At 66.4% G+C, this 22,552-nt stretch carries 26 protein-coding genes; 14 read left to right on the forward strand and 12 right to left on the reverse strand.

Annotated elements, in window-relative coordinates:
• Positions 1–91 precede the first annotated feature (91 nt).
• From AC5Y5O_RS01575 to regX, 3 genes are all read left to right on the forward strand, one after another.
• Positions 92–841 (forward strand): phosphoglyceromutase, encoded by a 750-nt coding sequence (locus tag AC5Y5O_RS01575; RefSeq protein ID WP_096284480.1) that lies wholly within the window; start codon positions 92–94, stop codon positions 839–841.
• 161 nt (positions 842–1,002) lie between these two features.
• Complete coding sequence (locus AC5Y5O_RS01580) at positions 1,003–2,232, forward strand: sensor histidine kinase (RefSeq protein ID WP_500023420.1); 1,230 nt, start codon at positions 1,003–1,005, stop codon at positions 2,230–2,232.
• 49 nt (positions 2,233–2,281) lie between these two features.
• Complete coding sequence (gene regX, locus AC5Y5O_RS01585) at positions 2,282–2,965, forward strand: two-component sensory transduction protein RegX (protein WP_090599796.1); 684 nt, start codon at positions 2,282–2,284, stop codon at positions 2,963–2,965.
• Between the two features lie 28 nt (positions 2,966–2,993).
• Here the strand turns inward: regX and AC5Y5O_RS01590 are convergent, their stop codons facing one another.
• From AC5Y5O_RS01590 to AC5Y5O_RS01605, 4 genes are all read right to left on the reverse strand, one after another.
• On the reverse strand, positions 2,994–3,494 hold the full coding sequence (locus tag AC5Y5O_RS01590) for an NUDIX hydrolase (RefSeq protein WP_500023423.1): 501 nt from the start codon (positions 3,492–3,494) through the stop codon (positions 2,994–2,996).
• An 80-nt stretch (positions 3,495–3,574) separates the two neighbouring features.
• On the reverse strand, positions 3,575–5,434 hold the full coding sequence (locus AC5Y5O_RS01595; protein WP_096284486.1) for a GMC family oxidoreductase N-terminal domain-containing protein: 1,860 nt from the start codon (positions 5,432–5,434) through the stop codon (positions 3,575–3,577).
• Positions 5,431–5,760, reverse strand: a complete 330-nt coding sequence (locus AC5Y5O_RS01600; RefSeq protein WP_096284488.1) for a hypothetical protein — start codon at positions 5,758–5,760, stop codon at positions 5,431–5,433. The genes AC5Y5O_RS01595 and AC5Y5O_RS01600 overlap by 4 nt, the downstream gene beginning before the upstream one ends.
• Positions 5,757–6,704 (reverse strand): tocopherol cyclase family protein, encoded by a 948-nt coding sequence (locus tag AC5Y5O_RS01605; RefSeq protein ID WP_096284490.1) that lies wholly within the window; start codon positions 6,702–6,704, stop codon positions 5,757–5,759. The genes AC5Y5O_RS01600 and AC5Y5O_RS01605 overlap by 4 nt, the downstream gene beginning before the upstream one ends.
• Before the next feature lie 51 nt (positions 6,705–6,755).
• Here AC5Y5O_RS01605 and AC5Y5O_RS01610 point away from each other — a divergent pair, with 51 nt between their 5' ends.
• Positions 6,756–7,475, forward strand: coding sequence for a FadR/GntR family transcriptional regulator (locus AC5Y5O_RS01610; protein WP_207768451.1), 720 nt, complete (start codon positions 6,756–6,758; stop codon positions 7,473–7,475).
• Between the two features lie 10 nt (positions 7,476–7,485).
• Here AC5Y5O_RS01610 and AC5Y5O_RS01615 read toward each other — a convergent pair whose 3' ends face one another.
• Positions 7,486–8,271: a DUF3109 family protein gene (locus AC5Y5O_RS01615; protein WP_096284494.1), complete on the reverse strand. Its 786-nt coding sequence runs from the start codon at positions 8,269–8,271 to the stop codon at positions 7,486–7,488.
• A 128-nt stretch (positions 8,272–8,399) separates the two neighbouring features.
• Between AC5Y5O_RS01615 and AC5Y5O_RS01620 the strand changes: the two genes are divergently transcribed.
• From AC5Y5O_RS01620 to AC5Y5O_RS01660, 9 genes are all read left to right on the forward strand, one after another.
• On the forward strand, positions 8,400–9,416 hold the full coding sequence (locus AC5Y5O_RS01620; protein WP_207768452.1) for a Ppx/GppA family phosphatase: 1,017 nt from the start codon (positions 8,400–8,402) through the stop codon (positions 9,414–9,416).
• Entirely contained in the window at positions 9,413–10,492 is a 1,080-nt protein-coding gene (locus AC5Y5O_RS01625; protein ID WP_500023427.1) for an Rv0497 family membrane protein, read from the forward strand. Before AC5Y5O_RS01620 ends, AC5Y5O_RS01625 begins: the two co-directional genes overlap by 4 nt.
• A gap of 15 nt (positions 10,493–10,507) precedes the next feature.
• The gene (locus AC5Y5O_RS01630; RefSeq protein ID WP_500023429.1) at positions 10,508–11,350 is read left to right on the forward strand and encodes a sugar phosphate isomerase/epimerase family protein; all 843 of its coding nucleotides are present in this window, start codon (positions 10,508–10,510) and stop codon (positions 11,348–11,350) included.
• A 25-nt stretch (positions 11,351–11,375) separates the two neighbouring features.
• Positions 11,376–12,200, forward strand: coding sequence for a thioesterase family protein (locus tag AC5Y5O_RS01635; RefSeq protein WP_096284500.1), 825 nt, complete (start codon positions 11,376–11,378; stop codon positions 12,198–12,200).
• Positions 12,201–12,235: 35 nt separating this feature from the next.
• Positions 12,236–13,114, forward strand: a complete 879-nt coding sequence (gene proC / locus AC5Y5O_RS01640; protein WP_500023431.1) for a pyrroline-5-carboxylate reductase — start codon at positions 12,236–12,238, stop codon at positions 13,112–13,114.
• 140 nt (positions 13,115–13,254) lie between these two features.
• A complete protein-coding gene (locus tag AC5Y5O_RS01645; protein ID WP_036466538.1) occupies positions 13,255–13,509 on the forward strand; it encodes a cell division/environmental response transcriptional regulator in 255 nt (84 codons plus the stop codon).
• 181 nt (positions 13,510–13,690) lie between these two features.
• Positions 13,691–13,792 carry a 30S ribosomal protein bS22 gene (locus tag AC5Y5O_RS01650; protein WP_003402602.1) on the forward strand — a complete coding sequence of 34 codons (102 nt, stop codon included), beginning with the start codon at positions 13,691–13,693 and terminating at the stop codon, positions 13,790–13,792.
• 83 nt (positions 13,793–13,875) lie between these two features.
• Positions 13,876–15,003 (forward strand): SDR family oxidoreductase, encoded by a 1,128-nt coding sequence (locus AC5Y5O_RS01655; protein ID WP_096284504.1) that lies wholly within the window; start codon positions 13,876–13,878, stop codon positions 15,001–15,003.
• Positions 14,985–16,064 (forward strand): lysophospholipid acyltransferase family protein, encoded by a 1,080-nt coding sequence (locus AC5Y5O_RS01660; RefSeq protein WP_096284506.1) that lies wholly within the window; start codon positions 14,985–14,987, stop codon positions 16,062–16,064. The genes AC5Y5O_RS01655 and AC5Y5O_RS01660 overlap by 19 nt, the downstream gene beginning before the upstream one ends.
• A 64-nt stretch (positions 16,065–16,128) precedes the next feature.
• Here the strand turns inward: AC5Y5O_RS01660 and AC5Y5O_RS01665 are convergent, their stop codons facing one another.
• The 7 genes from AC5Y5O_RS01665 to AC5Y5O_RS01695 all read right to left on the reverse strand — a co-directional run bounded on the left by AC5Y5O_RS01665 (position 16,129) and on the right by AC5Y5O_RS01695 (position 22,111).
• Positions 16,129–17,055 (reverse strand): cyclopropane mycolic acid synthase family methyltransferase, encoded by a 927-nt coding sequence (locus AC5Y5O_RS01665; protein WP_096284507.1) that lies wholly within the window; start codon positions 17,053–17,055, stop codon positions 16,129–16,131.
• 10 nt (positions 17,056–17,065) lie between these two features.
• Positions 17,066–17,599: an FAS1-like dehydratase domain-containing protein gene (locus AC5Y5O_RS01670; RefSeq protein ID WP_096284509.1), complete on the reverse strand. Its 534-nt coding sequence runs from the start codon at positions 17,597–17,599 to the stop codon at positions 17,066–17,068.
• Positions 17,600–17,644: 45 nt separating this feature from the next.
• Complete coding sequence (locus AC5Y5O_RS01675; RefSeq protein WP_096290851.1) at positions 17,645–18,562, reverse strand: HAD family hydrolase; 918 nt, start codon at positions 18,560–18,562, stop codon at positions 17,645–17,647.
• A 317-nt stretch (positions 18,563–18,879) separates the two neighbouring features.
• A complete protein-coding gene (locus AC5Y5O_RS01680) occupies positions 18,880–19,092 on the reverse strand; it encodes a hypothetical protein (RefSeq protein ID WP_096290852.1) in 213 nt (70 codons plus the stop codon).
• A gap of 47 nt (positions 19,093–19,139) precedes the next feature.
• On the reverse strand, positions 19,140–21,512 hold the full coding sequence (locus tag AC5Y5O_RS01685; RefSeq protein WP_500023435.1) for an ADP-ribosyltransferase: 2,373 nt from the start codon (positions 21,510–21,512) through the stop codon (positions 19,140–19,142).
• Between the two features lie 4 nt (positions 21,513–21,516).
• Positions 21,517–21,807 carry a WXG100 family type VII secretion target gene (locus AC5Y5O_RS01690; RefSeq protein ID WP_096284513.1) on the reverse strand — a complete coding sequence of 97 codons (291 nt, stop codon included), beginning with the start codon at positions 21,805–21,807 and terminating at the stop codon, positions 21,517–21,519.
• Positions 21,800–22,111 carry a WXG100 family type VII secretion target gene (locus AC5Y5O_RS01695; protein WP_096284515.1) on the reverse strand — a complete coding sequence of 104 codons (312 nt, stop codon included), beginning with the start codon at positions 22,109–22,111 and terminating at the stop codon, positions 21,800–21,802. Before AC5Y5O_RS01695 ends, AC5Y5O_RS01690 begins: the two co-directional genes overlap by 8 nt.
• 78 nt (positions 22,112–22,189) lie before the next feature.
• On the opposite strand from AC5Y5O_RS01695, the gene AC5Y5O_RS01700 reads away from it, so the two are divergent.
• On the forward strand, positions 22,190–22,450 hold the full coding sequence (locus AC5Y5O_RS01700) for a glutaredoxin family protein (protein ID WP_500023438.1): 261 nt from the start codon (positions 22,190–22,192) through the stop codon (positions 22,448–22,450).
• The last annotated feature ends 102 nt before the right edge of the window (positions 22,451–22,552 follow it).

The following is a 22,552-nucleotide window of genomic DNA, read 5'->3' on the forward strand; positions in this document are numbered from 1 at the left end:
CGAGCGTAACGTGGCTGCGATTTCTGGGCCCGATTTTCGCAGTGCCCTTACGCTCGGCGCGCGTCGCACCCTGCGTGAGAGACTGACCGGCATGGGTGACACTGCGACGCTGGTACTGCTTCGCCACGGCGAAAGCGAATGGAACTCGCTGAACCTGTTTACCGGATGGGTCGATGTCGGGCTGACTGAAAAGGGCCGGGCCGAAGCGGTTCGCAGCGGCGAGCTGCTGACCGAGCACGGCCTGCTGCCCGACGTGCTGTACACCTCGCTGCTGCGCCGCGCGATCACCACGGCGCACCTGGCGCTGGACGCCGCCGACCGGCTGTGGCTCCCGGTACGACGCAGCTGGCGGCTCAACGAACGCCACTACGGGGCGCTGCAAGGCCTGGACAAAGCCGAGACCAAGGCCCGCTACGGGGACGAGCAATTCATGGCCTGGCGGCGCAGCTACGACACCCCGCCGCCGCCGATCGAGAAGGGCAGCAAGTTCAGCCAGGATGGTGACCCGCGCTACGCCGACATCAGTGGCGGCCCGCTCACCGAATGTCTGGCCGACGTGGTGGTGCGTTTCCTGCCGTACTTCACCGACGTGATCGTCCCGGATCTGCGCTTCGGCAAGACGGTGCTGATCGTCGCCCACGGCAACTCGCTGCGCGCCCTCGTCAAACACCTCGACCAGATCTCCGACGACGAGATCTCCGAGTTGAACATCCCGACTGGCATTCCGCTGCGCTACGACCTGGACGCCGATCTGCGTCCGGTGGTGCCCGGCGGCACCTACCTGGACCCGGAAGCAGCGGCTGCGGGCGCCGCGGCGGTAGCCAGCCAGGGTGCCCGGTAGGATTCAAACGCGGTTCATTTTCGCCGCTTTTGAGCGCGGAAAGCCCGTAGGCCAAATTCCGCATGAACGACAGCCGAACACCTGTAGCGCAAGTTGTGACTTGTCCGATTTTGGCCTCGTTCCGCTAGGGCTGCGTTCACCAGATTTGTAGGATTTTGTTCGTGACTGTGTTCTCGGCGCTGTTGCTGGCCGGGGTCTTGTCCTTGCTGGCGCTGGCCGTCGGAGTGGCGGCCGGCACTCGGTTGTCCGCACGGGTGGTGCAACGGCGGCAGCGCGTGGCCACCGAGTCGACCGGCATCACCGTCGCGCAGATGCTGCAACGAATCGTCACCCTGATGCCGCTGGGCGCCGCGGTCGTGGATTCGCATCGCGACGTCGTCTACCTCAACGAGCGGGCCAAGGAATTGGGCCTGGTGCGCGATCGGCAGCTCGACGACCAAGCCTGGCAAGCGGCGCAGCAGGCGCTGGGCGGGGAGGTCGTCGAGTTCGACCTACAGCCCGGCAAGCGCGGGGCCGCCGGACGGTCCGGGATATCGGTGCACGGGCAGGCAACGCTGCTCAGTGAGGAAGACCGCCGGTTCGCTGTGGTCTTCGTTCACGACCAGTCCGACCATGCGCGTATGGAAGCCACGCGGCGCGACTTCGTAGCCAACGTCAGCCACGAGCTCAAGACGCCGGTCGGCGCCATGGCGCTGCTCGCCGAGGCCCTGCTGGCGTCGGCGGACGACTCCGAAACCGTGCGCCGCTTCGCCGAGAAGGTGCTGATCGAGGCCAACCGGTTGGGCGACATGGTGGCTGAGCTCATCGAGCTCTCCCGGCTGCAGGGTGCCGAGCGATTGCCCAACGTTGTCGCTGTCGAGGTCGATACCGTTGTGGCCGAAGCGATTTCACGCCACAAGGTGGCTGCGGACAATGCCAAGATCGAGATTCGCACCGACGCGCCCTCCGGTTTGCGGGTACTGGGGGACCAAACGCTGCTGGTGACCGCATTGGCCAATCTGGTCTCTAATGCGATCGCCTACTCGCCGCCGGGTTCGCCGGTGTCGATCAGCCGTCGCCGTCGTGGCGACAACATCGAGATCGCGGTTACCGACCGCGGGATCGGGATTGCGCTAGAAGACCAGGAGCGGGTCTTCGAGCGGTTTTTCCGGGGGGACAAGGCGCGTTCGCGAGCCACCGGTGGCAGTGGGCTGGGGCTGGCGATCGTCAAACACGTTGCGGCCAATCATGACGGCAGCATCGGGGTGTGGAGCAAGCCGGGAACCGGTTCGACGTTCACCTTGTCGATCCCGGCCTATCAGGACACCGATAGCGACGAAGAAACCGAGCAACCCCGGGCCCGCGAGGCGCGGCCCAACAGGTCCCAACGAGAGGAAGAACTAAGTCGATGACCCGCGGATACGACGATGCAGAGCGCAGCGATGAGGAGGAGTGGCGCCCGTGACCAGTGTGCTGATCGTGGAGGACGAGGAGTCGCTTGCCGATCCACTGGCCTTCCTGCTTCGCAAGGAGGGCTTCGAAGCCACCGTGGTGACCGATGGGTCAGCGGCGCTGTCCGAGTTCGACCGGGCAGGCGCGGACATCGTGCTGCTTGATTTGATGCTGCCGGGCATGTCGGGCACCGACGTCTGCAAGCAGCTGCGCGCTCGCTCCAGCGTGCCGGTGATCATGGTGACGGCCCGGGACAGCGAGATCGACAAAGTTGTCGGCCTGGAGCTCGGCGCCGATGACTATGTGACCAAGCCCTATTCGGCGCGCGAGCTGATTGCCCGGATCCGGGCGGTGCTGCGCCGGGGCGGCGACGACGACTCCGAGATCAGTGACGGCGTATTGGAGTCCGGTCCGGTCCGGATGGACGTCGAGCGGCATGTCGTTTCGGTGAACGGCGACACAATCACGTTGCCGCTCAAGGAGTTTGACCTCCTCGAGTACCTGATGCGCAACAGCGGCCGGGTGCTGACCCGTGGACAGCTGATCGATCGGGTGTGGGGCGCGGACTACGTCGGCGACACCAAGACGCTCGACGTCCACGTCAAGCGGCTGCGGTCCAAGATCGAAGCCGACCCGGCCAACCCGGTGCACCTGGTGACGGTGCGCGGGCTGGGCTACAAGCTCGAAGGGTAGCCCCAGCCCGCGGTCGGCAAGGGCACCGTCATGGGGCCCGCGGCGCCAACTCATCGCCGCGCGAGGAGTCGAACAGGGTCCGCTCCTCGTCGGCCGCGCCTACTTCGATGCGCCGGCGCATGTTCGCTGTCATCGGTGGCAACTCGTCGAGATCGAACCATCTCGCCTCGGTGCGCTCGTCGTCGGCCGCATACGGCTCCCCGGATAGCCAGTTCATCCGAAATATGTGATCCAGGTACTGCGCGTGATCGCCGTTGGCGTGCACCGTCGGCTGGCCCACCTTGACCCAGGCCAGTCTGACAGCCTGCACCTGAACCCCGGTTTCTTCGAGCACTTCGCGCACAGCGCAATCCGCCGGATTCTCGCCCGGTTCCACGATCCCCGTCACCGCTGTCCAGGCGCCATTATCCGAGCGCTTCACCAACAGCACTTTGTGCTCATGAATGGTGACGGCGGTAACGCCGGGCAACCACAACGGCGCATGGCCGATCGCGCGACGCAACTCAACGATGAAGTCGGGAACCGGCACTCCCCTTCCTAACACGAGTGGCGGCACCACCGGCGCGGCGGCGCCCGCGCCGCACCCTCGACCCGAGGATGCACACCGCATCAGCGAGCCGCGACCACCTCGTCCGCGACCGCCAGCGCCAGCGCCATGATGGACACCTGCGGGTTCACCTCGGGGCAGCTGGGCAGGATCGACGCGTCGGCAACCCACACTCCGTCGATGCCGCGCAATCGTCCCGCTGTGTCGACGGGGCAGACCTGTTCATCTGCGCCGGCCGCCGCGGTGCCGGTGGGATGGAAGGCGGCCAGGTGCAGGCTCCTGGGATTGCTGCGGCTCAGCGCATCCCTTAAGGCCGACAGCGACGTCACCGTCGGTGCGCCGGGCAGACCGGTGAGCACCTCGACCGCACCCGCCGCGAACAACAGGCGGCCCATCGCCTCGACGGCGGTCACCAGCTTGGCGATGTCGGCACGAGAGATGTTGTAGCGCATCACTGTCTCGCCGCGCACCGCGAAGACCGAGCCCACTCCGCGGTCGGCGACCATGGCGCCGACCGTCGCGACTTGAGGTGCGCGGTCGAGCCAGCCGAGCAGCTCGGCGCCGTAGCCGGGAAAGACCATCGACCCCATTCCCGGCGGCGTCGAGGTTGCTTCGATCAACACGCCGTCCGACTCGTGAAATTCGTGGACGGCCGCGCTCTGCAACACGCCGTGCCAGGCGTACACATCATCGGCGAAGCGCCCGGCGAGCATCGTCGCCGGATGCAGCGCGAGATTTCGGCCCAGGCGCGGATGCGCACCAAACCCGCTGCGCCGCAACAATCCCGGTGTCTCGGTGGCGCCGGCGGCAACCACCACCGACTCGGCGAGGATGTCCAGCGCGGTGTCGTCTGGCCGTCGGGCCCGCACTCCGCGGGCCCGGCCGTTGCGGTGCAGTACCCGTTCGACGCGCGCCTGCGAGATGATCCGCGCGCCCGCGGCGCAGGCTTGTGGCAGCGCGTTGAGGTGCACACCGAACTTGGCGTTGCGGGGGCAGCCGATCGCGCATTGGCAACAACCTTCGCAGCCCGGCGCGTTTCGGGGGATCGGTGCCGCGTCCCATCCCAGCGTCGCAGCGGCATCAAGCAACAGGCGCCCGTTGCGACCCATGATCTGCAGGGGCACCGGCGCGACCCGCAGCGTGCGCTCGACATCGTCGAGATGGTGGGCCAGCCGGTCCGGGTCAGCCAGGTCGAGGCCGAACTCGTCGCGCCAGCGCCGCTGCACCGAAAGCGGTGGCCGGTAACACGTTCCGGAGTTCACCATGGTGGTGCCGCCGACCGCCCGGCCCAGGGGCAGGACTATGGACGGGCGTCCCAGTGCGACGGTTGCGCCGGCGCCGCGATACAACCCGGCATATCGGTCGATCGGATGGGTAGTGCGCAGCTCCTCAACCGTCCAACGGCGTCCCTCCTCGAGCACCACGGTGTCGAGGCCGGCTTGCGCCAGGGTGCGCGCCGCCATGGCGCCGCCGGCACCGGAGCCGACGATCACCACATCGGCGGTCATCACGGAGCGACTATCGGCCGAGGAGATGACCGTCAGGCGCGCATCGGGGCGCGCCGTATCGTGCGCCTGCGCCCGTGAAAGTAGCTCTGGGGCAAAGGTATCCGCGCCGTTGGCAAGCAGGACGATCGCCTTCATCGCCTCGACGGCCACTCCGGCATCCGGGCCGAGTGCGGCGAGCCGGCGCAGCACTTGATCACGCTGGCCGGCGTCGAGGCGCGAATTCGAGCGACCGGTGGTGAGGTAGCTTGCCGCACTCATGCACAGCAGTCCGGCCCGCACCGCCAGCCGTGTCGTCGCGGGCAGCTGCGTGAGGTAGCGCTCGACGCGGTCGACCAATTGAGCCGATGGCGGACCGCCGTGCTCCTCGGGCAGCAGCGCGGTGCCGAACGAGGCCAACGCGGCCCGGCGGCTCATACCAAACGCCCGAGCCGGCGGCCCAATTTGATGAAGAACGGGTAGGTCGCGAAGATGGCCCCCGCCGCCGCGTGCAGCGGCCAGCCCGCCTCCTCGGTCTTGACGCCGAAAACCCCGCTGTTCCACATGAAGTCGCGGCCATTGCGGGCACGGAAGGGGCGCCACAGCATGCCCAGTCCGGGCACGTTGTGGTAGAGGCCGAACGATCCGCCGAAGAAGACGCCCAGCGTGGCGGCCTCGGCGGCATCGCGGCGATCCGGCGGCAGTTGGCGCTCGATGAGCAGTCCGGAGGCGAACAGCAGCGGCGGGTCGAGCAGAAAGCTCATGTCGTTGTCCTTTCGTTGAGGGCGGGCGCCTCGCTGCCGCGCAGGCCGACTTCGGCGTGGCCGGTGCCCAGCACCGACCACCGGCGTTCGTCGACCTCGACGTAGATGTCGGCCTGTTCGGTGTTGGTGCACACCGCCGTGCCGCCGTCGGGATCGGTATAACCCAGGCTCACGCAGCGCTCCGGCGGCTGGTCGACGCGGATGAGCACGCGGCGACCGCCGATGCGTCCTTCCAGCTGCCAGTGCCGCAGGCCGAGGGTGGTGCGCATTCTCAGTGACGGCAATGTGCTTGCGGGCCAATCCTTTCCGTCGATACGAAAGCGAACGAACGCCAGCGGCGCCAGCCTGCGCAGGCCCGGTTTGTGTGATACCGCGGTGACGACCTCCAGGACGTCGCCGTTCCCGAGGTCGGCGTGGATCCAGCCCCAGCGTTTGGCGTTGCCATGTCCGTAGATGTGGGCGACGCCGCCGCGCCAGCCGTCGACGTGATGGGTGAGGCCGCCGACGGTCAGTGCGCCGGTGAAGTCGGCGGTCGGAGCGAGAACGACTTGAGCCCCGGGCAGCAGTTCGCGATCCCACACCGGCTTCGGGAAGGTCCACAGTGGCGCGCCGGCGTCTTTCCAGGCCAGTTCCCAAGCCAGGGCTCCGGCTCGTCCGGTCAGTTCTTCGGGAGCCGCGCGCACCCCGGCCGAGTCGAACCAGGCGCCGATCGCCGGTTGAACCGGCTCGGGTCCGAAACGCTCGGTGTGCGGTGCGGCGTCGGCCGGAAACCAGGTCGCCCAGCCGTGTGCGTAAGGGGCGCGAGCGTCGCTCGGTGCGACCGTTTCGCAGTGAATCCACAGGCCGGCCCGGGTCGACGGGTCCGAGAGGGTGGCGTACCAGACCTCCAGCCGACCTGTCTTGCCCCGCCAGCGCGCGGCCGCGGCCAATAGCTTCTCGTCCACCGCGTCGCCTCCACCACGTTGTCGGTCTCGCCCACTATATTGGTTGAACCAATGAACCAGTCAAATGTGCTTCGGCCACCCGACCGCCAGCGGGTGGACGAACAGATCACCGCGTCGATCGCCGACGCGATCCTCGACGGCGCGTTCCCGCCGGGCTCGGCGCTGCCGCCGGAGCGGGAGCTGGCCGAGCAACTCGGGGTCAACCGCACGTCGCTGCGACAGGGTCTGGCGCGGCTGCAGCAGATGGGCCTGATCGAGGCCCGGCACGGCAGCGGCAACGTGGTCCGGGATCCTCAGCAACTCACCCACCCCGCTGTGGTCGAAGCGTTGATACGGAAGTTGGGTCCCGAGTTTTTGGTCGAGCTCCTCGAGATCCGCGCGGCGCTGGGCCCGTTGATCGGGCGGTTGGCCGCGCAACGGTGCGGTCCCGAAGATGACGAGGCGTTGCGCGCCGCGCTGGCCGGCGTGCAGGACGCCGACAGCGCCGCAGCGCGCCAGGCGGCCGACCTCGCCTTCTTCCAGGTGCTCATCCACGGCACGCGTAACCGTGCGTTGGGGCTGCTGTATCGCTGGGTCGACCATTCCTTCGGCGGTCGCGAGCATGAGCTCACACCGGCCTACGACGAGCCTGAGCCGGTGATTGCCGATCTGCGGGCGATCACCGAGGCGGTGCTGGCGCGCGACGACGCCGCGGCTGCCGCGGCTGTCGAGGCGTATCTGCTTGCCAGCGCGCTGCGAATGGTCGCGGCGTACCGGTCGCAGTCGACCTGACCTGCGGGGGCTACTCCGCGATTCGCGTCGCCGGGTGGATGGCGATGAGCCCTAATTGACTGCGGCGCTTGCACATTGCCGCCAATTCGGCATAGGCCTTGGAACCGAGGAGCTCGGTGAGTTCGTCGGCGAGGCTTTCCCACACCTGCTTGGCCCCGACGTGCGCTGCCGGATCGCCGGTGCAGTACCAGTGCAAGTCGGCACCACCAGAGCCCCAGCCGCGGCGATCGTATTCGGTGATCCAGGTCTTCAGGATCTCGGTGCCGTCGGGCCGCGTCACCCACTCTTGACTGCGCCGGATCGGCAGCTGCCAGCAGACCTCGGGTTTCATCGTCAACGGCGGCACGCCCAGCTTGAGGGCCTTGCTGTGCAGCGCGCAGCCGACGCCGCCGGGAAAACCGGGGCGGTTCAGGAAAATGCACGCGCCCTTGTATTTTCGGGTGCGGTGTTGCGGTTGACCGTCGTGCTCGTCGAGTTCGAGATATCCCTTACGGCCCAAACCTTTTTCGCGGAATTGCCAGTCGGCGTCGGTGAGTTGTTTGACGGCGTCGTCCAGGCCGGCGCGGTCGTCGTCGTCGGACAGGAACGCGCCATGCGAGCAACACCCGTCGTCGGGGCGTCCCTCGACCGTGCCGCGGCAGGCCGGGGTGCCGAACACGCACGTCCAGCGCGACAGCAACCACGTGAGGTCGGCCGCGATCAAGTGCTCCGGGTTGTCCGGATCGAAGAACTCCACCCATTCACGGGCAAAATCCAATTCCACTTCTTGCCCGGGCTCGGGGTGCGAATTCGCCACGGATGCAACGTTAGACCAATATTCCTGCTGTTCGCTTCGCTGACACCCGAGCCGGCACCGGTGTGAATTGCCACTCTCCTCAGCGGGGCGCAACCCACGGCTCATCGTTGTCCCGCTAGTTTGTTTTCGTGCGATTAGGCGTGCTCGACGTGGGTAGCAATACGGTCCATCTGCTGGTGGTGGACGCCCACCGCGGTGGGCACCCCACCCCGATGAGTTCGACGAAGGCCACCTTGCGGTTGGCCGAAGCCACCGACAGCTCGGGAAAGATCACCAAGCGCGGGGCCGAAAAGCTGATCTCCACGATCGACGAGTTCGCCAAGATCGCCGTCAGCTCAGGCTGCGCGGAGCTGATGGCCTTCGCCACCTCCGCGGTCCGCGACGCCGAGAATTCCGACGACGTGCTGAGCCGGGTGCGCAAAGAGACCGGTGTCGCGTTGCAAGTGCTGACCGGGGTGGACGAGTCGCGGCTGACCTTCCTGGCGGTGCGCCGCTGGTACGGATGGAGTGCCGGGCGGATCATCAACCTCGACATCGGCGGCGGCTCGCTGGAGCTGTCCAGCGGCGTCGACGAAGAACCCGAAGTCGCCTTGTCGATGCCGCTGGGTGCCGGGCGGCTGACCCGCGAGTGGCTGCCCGACGACCCGCCCGGGCGGCGCCGGGTGGCGATGCTGCGCGATTGGCTGGACGCCGAGCTGGCTGACGCCAGCCTCGCCGTGCTCGAAGCTGGCGCCCCGGACCTCGCGGTGGCAACGTCGAAGACGTTCCGGTCGTTGGCCCGGCTGACCGGTGCGGCGCCCTCGGCCGCCGGACCGCGGGTCAAGCGGACGCTGACGGCCAACGGCCTCAGGCAACTCATATCTTTCATATCTAGGATGACCACCGCTGACAGGGCGGAATTGGAAGGAGTCAGCGCCGAGCGGGCGCCGCAGATCGTGGCGGGCGCTTTGGTGGCGGAGGCGAGTATGCGAGCGCTGTCGATCGAAACAGTGGATATCTGCCCGTGGGCGTTACGGGAAGGTCTCATCTTGCGCAAGCTCGACAGCGAAGCCGACGGAACAGCCCTCGTAGAGACTTCGGTGCGCAATGCTGGAGGTCAGGCAGCAGATCGGAACGCCAGCCGATCGAGAGGCGACAAACCATGACCGGACCACACCCAGAGACCGAGAGCCCCGGCACTCGGCCCATCTCGGTGGCCGAACTGCTGGCCAGGAATGGCACCATCGGCGCCCCGGCGGTCACCCGGCGACGGCGCCGCCGGCGCGGCGACAGCGATACGGTCACCGTCGCCGAACTGACCGGCGAGATTCCCGTCATCCGCGACGACGAAGAGCACGGCGAGACAACACACGAGGCCAATGGGGCCGTCGAGGTCGCCGAACCCGAGGCCGATCTCGAAGCGGCGCCCGAACCCGCCTCGCAAGCCGTCGTCGCCGAACCGGTCACCGAGGACCGGCCCACGCCGGCGGCCCGGCCCGAGGCGGCCCGGCCCGAGCCCCGCTGGCCCAAGTCGCCGCCGCAGCCGCCCCGGGTAGGGCCCGAGCGCAGTGCTTACCCCCGGCCCACGCGCCGTCCCGATACACCCGAGGCCGGGCCGCCCGCCGAGAAACCGGCCGGGCCCGCCGGTGAGCCCGCGGCACCCTCCGGCGCCGAGGACATGAGCCCGGACCCGGTCGACCATTACGCCGACATTCCGGTGGACGTCATGGATTCCGACGTGCGCGAAGCCGAACCCGCGACCGAGGATTCCGCTTACGTGCGCTCCTACCTGCAGACGTCTGATTCGACGCTGTTCGGCGGACAGACCCTCGCCGACGAAGTGGCCCGGCGGCGCAGCGACCAGCGAGAGGGTGCCGACGCGGACGCGTCGACCTCGGAAGAGGCGCCCGTTAAGGCCGGCGTCGACGTCGCGCGCGCGGACAAACCCAAGGACACCCAGCCGGCGCCCGGCAAACTCGAGGCGCTCTGGCGCGGCAGCTTGATCGTGTTGCAGTCGATGCTGGCCGTCGCATTCGGCGCCGGGCTCTTCATCGCGTTCGACCAGCTGTGGCGATGGAATAGCCTGGTGGCCCTGGTCCTGTCGGTGCTGGTCATACTCGGTCTGGTGGCCGGAGTGCGGGTGGTGCGCAAAACCGAGGACATCGCGAGCACGCTGATCGCGGTGGCAGTCGGGGCGCTGATCACCCTGGGACCGCTGGCGCTATCGATGCAGTCCGGCTAGGCGTCGCCCCCAACAGTGCGCCCAGCAATCAAGGTCGGCCTGTCCACGGCCTCGGTCTACCCATTGAGGGCCGAGGCCGCATTCGAGTACGCGGCCCGGCTGGGCTACGACGGCGTCGAGCTGATGGTGTGGAGCGAGTCGGTCAGCCAGGACATCTCGGCCGTCAAGAAGCTGTCGCAGCGCTATCAGGTGCCGGTCCTCTCGGTCCACGCGCCCTGCCTGCTGATCTCACAGCGGGTGTGGGGCTCCAATCCGATTCCCAAGCTGGAACGCAGCGTGCGCGCCGCCGAGGAACTCGGCGCGCAAACCGTCGTCGTGCACCCGCCGTTCCGCTGGCAGCGTCGCTACGCCGAAGGATTCAGCGAACAGGTGACCGCCCTGGAAGCGTCCAGCGACGTGATGGTCGCGGTGGAGAACATGTTCCCGTTCCGGGCGGACCGGTTCTTCGGGACCGACCAGTCGCGGGAACGGATGCGCCGGCGCGGCGGCGGGCCGGGCCCGGCGATTTCGGCATTCTCGCCGTCTTACGACCCGCTGGACGGCAACCACGCGCACTACACGCTGGACCTGTCGCATACCTCGACCGCCGGCACCGACGCGCTGGAAATGACCGAGCGGATGGGCGCCGGGCTGGTGCATTTGCATCTGTGCGACGGCAGCGGCCTGCCCGCCGACGAGCATCTGGTGCCCGGGCGCGGCACTCAACCCACCGCCGAGGTGTGCCAGCTGCTGGCGGCCGGCCATTTCGCCGGCCACGCCATCCTCGAGGTGTCCACGTCCAGCGCCCGCTCGGCCAGCGAGCGCGAAGCCATGCTCGCCGAATCGCTGCAGTTCGCCCGCACGCATCTGATGCGCTGACCGCGCAGTGACCCCTCAGGAGACCATGACCGCGCTATTCACCACTGCAATGACGCTGCGGAAGGTCGATCCGGGGGTATTCGAGGGAGAGCTCAACACGCACTGGACCATCGGTCCCAAGGTGCACGGCGGCGCGATGCTGGCGTTGTGTGCCAACGCGGCGCGTCACGCCTGTGCCGAGGCGGGGCACGAACCGGTGGCGGTGTCGGCGAGCTTCCTGTGGGCACCCGACCCGGGGCCGATGCGGCTGATCACGTCGATCCGCAAGCGCGGCCGGCGGATCAGCGTCGTCGACGTCGAACTCACCCAGGGGGATCGCACGGCCGTGCACGCGGTGGTCAACCTCGGCGAGCCGGAGCACTTCGAACCCGGCGGCGACACCGCGCCGCTTTTGTCGGCGAATCCGGTCCTGGACCTGATGTCGCCGGAACCGCCCGACGACATCGAACCGATCGGGCCCGGCCACCCGCTGGCCGGCCTGGTGCACCTGGGCGAGGGCTGCGATGTGCGGCCGCTGCTGTCGACGCTGGCGCCCAGCACCGACGGGCGGCCCCCGATGCTGCAGATGTGGGCGCGGCCGCGTGGTGTCGCTCCTGACGGCCTCTTCGCGCTGATGTGCGGCGATCTGTCCGCACCGGTGACGTTCGCCGTGGAGCGCACCGGCTGGGCGCCCACGATCCAGCTGACCGCCTTCCTTCGCGCCCTGCCCGCCGACGGCTGGCTGCGCGTGATCTGTACCTGCCTGGAGATCGGGCACGACTGGTTCGACGAGGACCACATCGTCGTCGACAGCCTGGGCCGGCTGGTCGCGCAGTCCCGGCAACTGGCGCTGGTGCCCGCGCCCCGGTAGCCGGGCGAAGCCCGGCCGTCTGCGATGCTTTCTCCGTGGCGAGAATCGCGATCATCGGTGGTGGCAGCATGGGCGAGGCCCTGCTGTCGGGTCTGCTTCGGTCCGGGCGAAAGGTCAAGGACCTGGTGGTGGCCGAACGTGTCCAGGAACGCGCCAAGTACCTGGCCGACACGTATTCGGTGCTGGTCACATCGTCAGTGGGCGATGCGGTGAGCGGCGCGACGTTCATCGTCGTCGCGGTGAAGCCCGCCGACGTCGAGTCGGTGATGGAAAAGCTGAGCAAAGCGGCTTCCGCGGTCGAAGGCGACAGCGCCGAGCAGGTTTTCGTCACCGTCGCGGCGGGGATCACGCTCGCCTCCTTCGAGTCCAAGTTGCCCGCCGGGACGCCGGTGGTCCGGGCGATGCCGAACGCGGCCGCAGTGGTGGGCGCGGGGGTGACCGCGCTGGCCAAGGGCCGTTTCGTCACCCCGCCGCAGCTCCAGGAGGTGTCGGCGCTGTTCGACGCGGTCGGCGGCGTGCTGACCGTGCCCGAATCCCAAATGGATGCGGTGACCGCACTGTCGGGCTCGGGACCCGCGTATTTCTTTCTGATGGTCGAGGCGCTGGTGGACGCGGGCGTCGCGGCGGGTCTGAGCCGGGGCGTGGCGACGGACCTGACGGCACAGACGATGGCTGGATCGGCGGCGCTGCTGCTGGAACGGCTGGATCAAGGGCCGGGGCCGGCCGACAGCGAGGCAATGGGCAAGCAGTCGGATGCCACCGCGGCGCAACTGCGTGCCATGGTGACCTCACCGGGCGGTACGACCGCCGCTGCGCTGCGCGAACTCGAACGAGGGGGGCTGCGCACAGCCGTCGACGCGGCCGTTCAGGCCGCAAAAACGCGCTCTGAGCAGCTGAGAATTACATCGGAATAATTTAAAGATTTCAAATTGATTGTCCCCCACCAGTACCAGTAACCCCACTAGTCCCGCTATTCTCCTTTCTGTATGCCCGTGTGGGTGCCAGCGGAGGGGAAGCCGCTGGCGTTGCGCGGGCCTGACACGATTGGGTTGCGATGACGTCTACCAATGGGCCATCGGCGCGAGATTCCGCAGGTAAGCCGCGGGACACAGCTTCGGCCGATAGCCAGGCAAGGACACAATTTCTCACCGTCGCCGAGGTGGCGGCCCTGATGCGGGTCTCCAAGATGACGGTTTACCGCTTGGTGCACAACGGAGAGCTGCCGGCGGTACGAGTTGGCCGGTCCTTCCGCGTGCACGCCAAGGCGGTGCACGACATGCTGGAGACGTCCTACTTCGACGCCGGCTGAGCCCGCGCTCGCCGCGAGACGCCGGCGGACCGATCGGGACGACGCGTGGCGCGTGGCCGTTCAACCGGCCGCGCGACCGGCGGTTTGGTGTTCGGTGCGGCCCGCCGGGTAAAGTGACCCCGAAGTTTTCAATTACTTCAGCAGTCCTTAAGAAGCGGTCACAGGTCAGATAGCGGAGTTCATGGGTTCAGTAATTAAGAAGCGGCGCAAGCGTATGTCGAAGAAAAAGCACCGCAAGCTGCTGCGCCGCACGCGAGTGCAGCGCAGAAAACTGGGCAAGTAAGCCCCGCTTCGCCGCACTCGCGAACTCACCGACCACCGCGCGGCCATAGCGCCGCGGCGCATCTCGGCCGCTAGGCTGTCCGGGTGGATTCGTCGAGCGGAGGCGGAGCCGGAACCGGCGACAACGCGGATAACACGATGCACTACCCCAAGGTGGTGCTGGTGACCGGTGCGTGCCGGTTTCTCGGCGGCTACTTGATTGCCCGGCTGGCGCAGAACCCATTGATCCAAGGGGTTATCGCGGTGGACGCGATTGCGCCGAGCAAGGACATGCTGCGCCGGATGGGGCGGGCCGAGTTCGTCCGCGCCGACATTCGTAATCCCTTCATAGCCAAGGTGATTCGCAACGGCGACGTCGACACGGTGGTGCATGCCGCCGCGGCGTCATACGCGCCCCGCTCCGGCGGCACGGCGGCACTGAAGGAACTGAACGTGATGGGCGCGATGCAGCTTTTCGCGGCCTGCCAGAAAGCGCCCTCGGTCCGGCGCGTCGTGCTGAAGTCGACCTCCGAGGTATACGGGTCAAGCCCGCACGACCCGGTGATGTTCACCGAGGACAGCAGTAGCCGTCGCCCGCTGCGCAGTGGATTCGCCAAGGACTCCCTCGACATCGAGGGATACGTGCGCGGGCTGGGGCGGCGTCGCCCCGATATCGCGGTGACGATTCTGCGGCTGGCCAACATGATTGGCCCGGCGATGGACACCACCCTGTCCCGGTATCTGGCCGGTCCGGTGGTCCCGACGATGTTCGGCCGGGACGCGCGATTGCAGTTGCTGCACGAGCAAGACGCGTTGGGTGCGCTCGAGCGTGCGGCGATGGCCGGCAAGGCCGGCACCTTCAACGTCGGCGCCGACGGCATCATCATGCTGTCGCAGGCGATCCGGCGTGCGGGCCGTATTCCGTTGCCGGTGCCGGGTTTCGGTGTGTGGGCGCTGGATTCGCTGCGGCGAGCCAATCGCTATACCGAGATCAATCGGGAACAATTCAATTACCTGAGTTATGGCCGGGTCATGGACACCTCGAGGATGCGCACCGAGCTCGGCTATCAGCCGAAATGGTCGACCGCGGAGGCGTTTGACGACTATGTTCGCGGTCGCGGCCTGACTCCCATAATCGACCCACATCGGGTACGCTCCTTGGAGGGTCGCGCCATAGCCTTAGCGCAGCGCTGGGGAAGCCGAAATCCAATTCCATGGGGTGGGGTCAGGTAGATATCGTGGCGGGTGAAACCAGAGCGAATGTCATTCCCCTGCACAGTAATCGGGGTCGCGTCGCAGCTCGCCGCAGAGCCGAAGCATCGCGTCAGCATCCTTCCTTGCTGTCCGATCCGCACGGTCACGCATCTGCCGAACAGATCGCCTCGGTGGTCCGCGAAATCGACGAGCACCGGCGCGTCGCGGGTGGGACTTCGTCAACTGAGGCTCCGCTCAACGAGTTTGCTCAACAGGTCGCCTCGGTCGCCGGATTTTTCCGGCAGCGTCTGACGGGCGACTACGCAGTCGACGAATTCGGCTTCGATCCGCACTTCAACAACGCGATCGTTCGGCCTTTGCTGAGATTCTTTTTCAAGAACTGGTTCCGCGTCGAGGTCAGCGGGATCGAGAACCTGCCGACTGAAGGCGCCGCGCTGTTGGTGGCCAATCACGCCGGGGTATTGCCGTTCGACGGACTGATGTTGTCGGTGGCGGTACACGACGAACATCCGGCGCAGCGGGACATGCGGCTGCTGGCCGCCGACATGGTGTTCGACCTACCTCTGGTCGGCGAAGCCGCCCGCAAGGCGGGTCACACCATGGCCTGCACGACGGACGCACACCGGCTGTTGGCCGCGGGCGAGCTCACCGCGGTGTTCCCGGAGGGCTACAAGGGCCTGGGCAAGCGCTTCGAGGACCGCTACCGGCTGCAGAGGTTCGGTCGCGGTGGCTTCGTGACGGCGGCGCTGCGCACCAAGGCGCCGATCATCCCTTGCTCGATCATCGGATCCGAAGAGATCTACCCGATGCTCACCGACGTGAAGCTGCTGGCGCGCCTGTTCGGCCTGCCCTACTTCCCGCTCACCCCGCTGTTCCCGCTGGCCGGACCGGCCGGGCTGGTGCCGCTGCCGTCGAAGTGGCGTATCGCGTTCGGTGAGCCGATCTACACCGACGACTACGCCGCGTCCGACGCCGAGGACCCGATGGTCACCTTCGAGCTGACTGATCAGGTGCGCGAGACCATCCAGCAGACGCTGTACCGCCTGCTGGCCGGGCGTCGCAACGTCTTTCTCGGCTAACGCATCGGCCAGCACTGACGAAAACGCCCCGGGCCGATTGGCACCGGGGCGTCTTGCGTACGGGTTACTTGACCAGCGTGAACTGGCAGACGTTGGTATAGCCGTCGCGGAACAGGTCCGAGCAGCCGCGCAAGTACTTCAGGTAGATGTCGTAGGTCTCCTGCCCCTTCAGGGCAATCGCCTCTTCCTTGTGCGCCTCGAGGGCATCGGCCCACGCGGTCAGCGTCGGGACGTAGTTCTTGCCGATGAAGTGGTGGCGCTCGATCTTGAAGCCGGCGTCAGTCGAGTACTTGTCGACCAGGTCCACCTGCGGCAGCTTCCCGCCCGGGTAGATCTCCTTCAGGATGAAGCTGATGAACCGCAGCAGGGTCATGTTGACCTTCAGGCCCATCGCGTTGCCCTCTTCGCGGCTGGGGACGACGATCGAGTGCAGCAGCATGCGGCCGTCGTCGGGCAGCAGGTCGTAGTACTTCTTGAAGAAGGTGGCGTACCGCTCGTACCCGGCGTCACCGGCGCCGTCGGCGAAGTGCTCGAAAGCCCCCAGCGACACGATGCGGTCGATCGGCTCGTCGGGGAATTCCTCCCAGCCCTGGATCCGCACCTCCTTGCGGCGGGGGCTGTCCATCTTGTCGAACTCCGCCACACAGTGGGCGTGCTGGTTCTCGCTGAGCGTCAGGCCGATGACGTTGACGTCGTACTCGGCCACCGCGTGCCGCATTGTCGAGCCCCAGCCGCTGCCGATGTCCAGCAGCGTCATGCCGGGCTCGAGGTTCAGCTTGTCCAGCGCGAGCTTGCGCTTGGCGTACTGCGCCTCTTCGAGCGTCTTGGTGAGGTTCTGCGGGTCTGGATTTTCGTCAAAGTAACCGCAGCTGTAGGTCATTGACGGGTCGAGCCAGAGCTTGAAGAACTCGTTCGACTTGTCGTAATGGGACCGGACTTTTTCGACTGGTGGCTTGAGCTGGGTGCCACCGGCTTCCCCCTGGGACGTCATCAAATCGACCCTACTTTCGTGCAGATATTGATGCAATCGCGGCGACGGTTTCTTCAGCGCGCGCGTCTGGGTGTGAGGCTTCCCCGAGCATGGTTACGACGCTGGTGACGATCGGTTTGCCGTCGGCGTCGGTCACCTCACTGCGGATCTCGGCGATCACAGTGCCGTGCGACTCGATGACCGAGTCTAGATAGGTATCGAAGTACAACTTGTCGTGGGCCAGGATCGGGCGGTGAAAGGTGAACTTCTGGTCGCGATGCAGCACCCGGGCGATGTTGATCGGGATGCTGAACTTCGTGAAAATGTCCAGCTGCACCCGGCGTCCGGCGATTGCCAGGAATGTCAGCGGAGCCACCACGGCCGGATACCCGGCTTCCCCGGCGTCAATCTCGCTGAAGTGCGTCGCGTGGTCGTCTTGCACCGAGGCCGCGAACTCGCGGATCTTTTCGCGGCCGACCTCGAAGTAGTCCGGTGCGCGGTAATGGCTGCCGATCAGGCCCTGGGTCCCCTCGGGAAGGGTCGTGGCCCCCTCTGATGTTGTCATGGCGTTGCGGGCTCCCCACTAATCGTTGCTCAGCGGCGCAGCCTATCAGCGGGATTGGCGCCGGGACGCCAACGCGGCCAGCGCACCGCCTGCGGCGCCGAGGGCCAGCGCCGACGGAACCCCGATCCGCGCGGCCTTGCGAGCGGTCCGGAAGTCGCGGATCTCCCATCCGCGCTCCCGGGCCAGGCTGCGCAGCCGGGCGTCGGGGTTGATGGCGACCGCGGTGCCCACCAGCGACAGCATCGGCACGTCGTTGTAGCTGTCGGAGTAGGCCGTACAGCGTTTGAGATTGAGGCCCTCGCGGATCGCCAGGGACCGAACGGCGTGCGCCTTGCCCGGGCCGTGCAGGATGTCGCCGACGAGCCGACCGGTGAAGACGCCGTCCACCGATTCCGCCACGGTGCCCAGCGCGCCGGTCAGGCCGAGCCGACGCGCAATGGTTGCGGCAAGCTCGTACGGCGTTGCCGTGATCAGCCACACCTGCTGGCCCGCGTCCAGATGCATCTGGGTGAGCTCCCGAGTGCCGGCCCAGATCTTGTCGGCGATGATCTCGTCGTAGATGTCCTCGCCGAGGGTGACCAGCTCTTCGACCGAGCGGCCCTCGATGAACGTGAGCGCTTTGCGTCGGCCGGCGGCGACGTCGTTGCTGTTCTCCTTGCCGAGTAGCTGAAACTTGGTCTGCGCGTAGATGAATCCGATCACGTCGCGATAAGTGAAGTAGTTGCGCGCGGCCAGACCGCGTCCGAAATGCACCGCGGAAGAGCCCTGGACCAATGTGTTGTCGACGTCGAAGAACGCCGCGGCGGTCAGGTCGATCGGCGGTTGCGGGCCACCTTGGGCGGCGGTCGCCTCTTGCAGGCCCTCGAGCGCGCGGGCGGCGCTGGCATTGGCCGCTACCGACTCCAGGTCAACTCGAACGGCGGGGTCGGCGTTGTCCGACTCATCCGACTCTGAGGAAGTCATCGCCACACCTCCTGGATCGCCGGGCCATCGGGTGGCCGGTCCGCGGCCGCTATCAACCCTATCCGGCAGGCTTGATGGCCGGTTTCACGCCTCCGACATGGGTTGGTGTTGTGGAGACTGCGGCGCGAAATGTGTTGTGACACTTAACTCTTCGATAGCACCGCTCGGCTTGGGATCGACAGGTCTCTCGACGTATGCATTTCTAGTGCACACGGCGTCACGCTTTTCGCAGTGCCGAAGAAATCCGAAAGGATGCGTAGCAAATCGTCATTGGCGGACAGGCCACGGAGATTCGCAGTCATCGAGATGTGCGTGAATCAGCGATTCTTTGGATCGTACTCAGTCCCGGAAATGTCATCCCAAAACTTTGGTGAGATTTCCTTGATTCGATCTTCCGGAGCGATAGCGTCCACCTCTCGCTGAAACTCGTCAAATGCTTTCCGTGCCCGTGCTAATTCTTCGGGCGTCGGTGGTGTGACGCCAGCTTCCTCGGGAGTTGAAAAGATCTTACCCGCGATTTTCTCGCTCATCATGCAATCTCCATATCACTCGCCTGCGCCTGTACCATACGCTATGCCTAGCGCTCAATCATCTCGATAATGGTCCGACCCGTTCTCGGGTCGACTGTCCTGTTTTCGACATAGAACTTTGATCCCGGCGGGAATAACACCTCTTTCTCGCCGGGATACATCGAGAAAGAAGAAATATCTCGACCAGTGAGGGAGAAAATTCTAAACTCGACATTTCCGCCGAACGCCGGTCCCTCTGCGACGGCCCGGAGAGTTGTCGTACTCGTAAAAGCAGGTTCTGTAATGACTCGGCCAGGTTGATATCGGTCGAGAACTTCGGTCGGTAAGCTTGTGCCTCGAATGACCGGGCCTTGGTAGGCTGGAAGCTTTTCTAATGCTCGATTTATCGCGTCGACTCGCGCTTGATGAGATGCATCCAATGCGCCGTTCCTCAGGACGTCATTTAATTCTTGATAGCCAGGCCCAGTGTAATCGGTCAACGCCGCTATATCAGCCGGTGTCAACGGGATCGTTGAATGTGGGTGGCCGCTGCCGTCGCCGGGTTCGAGTGGTGAGCCATCAGCCGGTGGGTATGGCGTGCCCTCACCGGGATGGTGTGGGGATCCGCCGTCAGGAAGATGCGGCGTCGCCCCATTGGGTTGGTGTGGTCCGTGTGGGCCCGGTTCACCCATGTGAGGCGCCCCGCCGTGCGGGACTGGCGCCTCGCCTGGGCCGCTACCTGTCGGCACCGACGGCGGATGCGGCGCAGACGGGTTTGCGCCTTTCTGAGCCAGCTCGCCCGGATTTTCGCTCGGAGTCGTCGGGACATGCTCATGCGGCTGGGGCGCGTCCGCAGGTGCAGACGCGGGTGGCTTGCCACCGGACGTCGGTGGCGGCGCAGTCGGTTTGGGCGTCTTACCGGCTGGAGGCTTGGGCTCGGTTGGGCTATGCGGCGGTGCGGTGCCGGCGGGGGCCGGGCCCGGCTTGGGCGTAGGTGCTGGACTGCCTGGTTCCGGCGGTTTCGGGCCGGTCGGCGGTGGTTTGGGGCGCTCGACGGGCGGCTTAGGCGTCTCGGGCGGCTTGATTCCCGCGCGATCGAGAGGCTCCGGCAGGGGCGGCTTCTTCAAGCCCTTGATGGCATCCAGCGCTGCGCGGCCCCTGGTGCCCAGCCTGGAAAGCGGTCCGCCCGGCAGGGCCAACGTCAGTCCGTCAAACAACGTCCGGCCGGCCGCCCCGACGGGATCGGTCTGCCACTGATCCCAATGGGAGACGTCCTTGCCCAATGCTTTCCACGAATCTTGGACCGACGGCGAACCTTCCGGGCCCAAGCCGGCCAGCGGCAACGCACCCCGGACCATGTCGTTCGAATCGTGGTAGAAACCCACCGGGTCGAACAGGAGCCGCAGCTGGCTCATGCTCAACGCGCCTTCGACGAATTCGGCGGCTTCGCTCAGAAACTCCTCGCCGCCGTGCCCATTCCGACCGATGATTCGCCCGACATCGGTACCGTGCAGAAACTGATCCCACTGCTTGGCGGCGTAATTGCCCATCGTGGTAACAATCGCCTCGGCTTCGGCGAGGGCGGAGGCGATCTCGGCTTCCAGCGCCTTGACCTCGGAATTGAAATTGTCGATCACCGTGCGGATGTCGTTGGCGATCTTTCTGATCTCGTCTTCGTCCTCGTCGGTCAGGATGTCCCAGACCTCTTTGAACCCGGTCAGCGGATCGCAGATCCGCGACAGCAAGTCCAGGATCGCCGCATGAACCTTGTCGATCTTGGCGGCATAGCTGCTGAGCTGACTCGCGATCCGTTGGCACTGCTGCACGAGTCGGGTGGAACGGCTGTATGCGTCGGTGAAGGCGTTCTCGACGAGTGAGGCCTCCGGAAGTTGTTGGGCGCGAATAACTCCCATCGCCGTCCCGGTCCCGAGAATTTCCCCGAGCGCGAACTGCGTGCCGGCTGCCGTCCACGCCGTGGCGGCGGCCCGCAATTTCGCCGAATCGCCACTGGGCCAGATCATTCCGAGGTACGGCGCGACCCAGCCCCAACCCGGCGGGGCGCTATCGCTGTTTCCGAGCGACGACGGCAAATGGCCCGCCGAAATGAAACCTGAGGACGGGGGTGGCGGAACCGTTCCACCGTTACCGCCAACGTTAGACATCGCTTCGGCCAGTGAGTAATTGTGCGCCGACATCCGTACGCCATTACCCAAGCTGCACAGCCCGTTTCGGGTCGACACCATGGCCTCGATGAGCTTGGCTGCCGAACGGTCGTAGTCGCGGCCGAGTGCAGCACCGGCAGGATCGTCGCCGGCCATACCGGCACAACCTGACAGTGCCGCCGTCAGAGTCGAGATCACCGACGCCAACCCCTCGGCGGCGGTCACCACCTCGGCGCCTGCCCCGTCAAGGGCCGCGGTATCAACCGCTAGCGGCGCCATTAGCTCACGACCACATCGCCAAATTCGTCGTCATGGCGCCGGTGTAGTTGCTGTGCGCGGTCGCACCGGCCGTTCGCAGCCGAGCCAGCGCCTCGCGCATTATTGCCTCGCCGCGAGCCCAGTGTTGATGGGCTTCGGCATGGGCAGCCGCTCCCTCGCCCGTCCACGTCGTGTGCAGATTGCTTACCAGAGAGTCGATTTCGGTCAACATGCTCTCGGCATAGCGTTGAAATTCGGCCATCCGTTGCACGGCATCCGCCAATGCCTGCGGTTCCACCCGGAATGCCTCAGCCACGGTGCACCTGCCGGACCAGCTGCGCGGATACAGCCTCGTTGTTCAGATATTCCTGGCCGGCCCGGTCTACCGCCTTGGCCAAGATCGACAGTCCCATCTCGACCTCGCGAGCACCGCGATGCCACAGCTCCCACGCGGCCGAGTAGGCGCTTCCCGATCCGCCCAGCCAGCCGCCCAACATGTCGCCGACTTGACCGTCCAGCTCGGCCAGCTGACTCCGCAGCGACTCGGCCGCACCGAGTAGTCCCTGCGCGAACCCCTGCATCATGTGGGGGTCGACACGCAGATCCTCGTTTGCGGCCATAGCCGAAATTTAATCCGTGCCGTGGCCGCCCACAATTCACTTTTGGGTGTCCAAATGTGCCGATGCCACACTGGTGCCATGACCAAGCGCCCCAAGGTGGAGCTGCTGACTCGCGCCGGATGCACCATCTGCGAGCGGGCCCACGCACGGCTGGCGGAGTTAGCCGGGGAGCTGAATTTCGACCTGGCCACCACCGACGTCGACGCCGCCGCGGCGACCGGCAACCCCGGGCTGCGGGCCGAGTTCGGCGATCGGCTGCCCGTGATTTTGCTGGACGGCCGCGAGCACAGTTACTGGGATATCGACGAGCCGCGGCTGCGCGCGGACCTCACCCGATAATGGAGCGGGGTGGGCGACGACTCATTATTTGGTAGCCCACCGAATAAACGTTTACCGTAGATGGCAGTTCAGTTACTGGAGTAGCGAGGGAGCTGGCCAGGT

This window comes from Mycobacterium sp. NGS40 (assembly GCF_059812735.1).

Coding starts and splice junctions, on each gene's coding strand:
- AC5Y5O_RS01575 (WP_096284480.1), top strand. CDS start 92: ATGGGTGACACTGCGACGCTGGTACTGCTTCGCCACGGCGAAAGCGAA.
- AC5Y5O_RS01595 (WP_096284486.1), bottom strand. CDS start 5,434: ATGAGCCGCCGGGCCGCGTTGGCCTCGTTCGGCACCGCGCTGCTGCCC.
- AC5Y5O_RS01600 (WP_096284488.1), bottom strand. CDS start 5,760: ATGAGCTTTCTGCTCGACCCGCCGCTGCTGTTCGCCTCCGGACTGCTC.
- AC5Y5O_RS01610 (WP_207768451.1), top strand. CDS start 6,756: ATGAACCAGTCAAATGTGCTTCGGCCACCCGACCGCCAGCGGGTGGAC.
- AC5Y5O_RS01625 (WP_500023427.1), top strand. CDS start 9,413: ATGACCGGACCACACCCAGAGACCGAGAGCCCCGGCACTCGGCCCATC.
- AC5Y5O_RS01635 (WP_096284500.1), top strand. CDS start 11,376: ATGACCGCGCTATTCACCACTGCAATGACGCTGCGGAAGGTCGATCCG.
- AC5Y5O_RS01645 (WP_036466538.1), top strand. CDS start 13,255: ATGACGTCTACCAATGGGCCATCGGCGCGAGATTCCGCAGGTAAGCCG.
- AC5Y5O_RS01650 (WP_003402602.1), top strand. CDS start 13,691: ATGGGTTCAGTAATTAAGAAGCGGCGCAAGCGTATGTCGAAGAAAAAG.
- AC5Y5O_RS01660 (WP_096284506.1), top strand. CDS start 14,985: ATGGGGTGGGGTCAGGTAGATATCGTGGCGGGTGAAACCAGAGCGAAT.
- AC5Y5O_RS01665 (WP_096284507.1), bottom strand. CDS start 17,055: ATGACGTCCCAGGGGGAAGCCGGTGGCACCCAGCTCAAGCCACCAGTC.
- AC5Y5O_RS01670 (WP_096284509.1), bottom strand. CDS start 17,599: ATGACAACATCAGAGGGGGCCACGACCCTTCCCGAGGGGACCCAGGGC.
- AC5Y5O_RS01675 (WP_096290851.1), bottom strand. CDS start 18,562: ATGACTTCCTCAGAGTCGGATGAGTCGGACAACGCCGACCCCGCCGTT.
- AC5Y5O_RS01680 (WP_096290852.1), bottom strand. CDS start 19,092: ATGAGCGAGAAAATCGCGGGTAAGATCTTTTCAACTCCCGAGGAAGCT.
- AC5Y5O_RS01685 (WP_500023435.1), bottom strand. CDS start 21,512: ATGGCGCCGCTAGCGGTTGATACCGCGGCCCTTGACGGGGCAGGCGCC.
- AC5Y5O_RS01695 (WP_096284515.1), bottom strand. CDS start 22,111: ATGGCCGCAAACGAGGATCTGCGTGTCGACCCCCACATGATGCAGGGG.
- AC5Y5O_RS01700 (WP_500023438.1), top strand. CDS start 22,190: ATGACCAAGCGCCCCAAGGTGGAGCTGCTGACTCGCGCCGGATGCACC.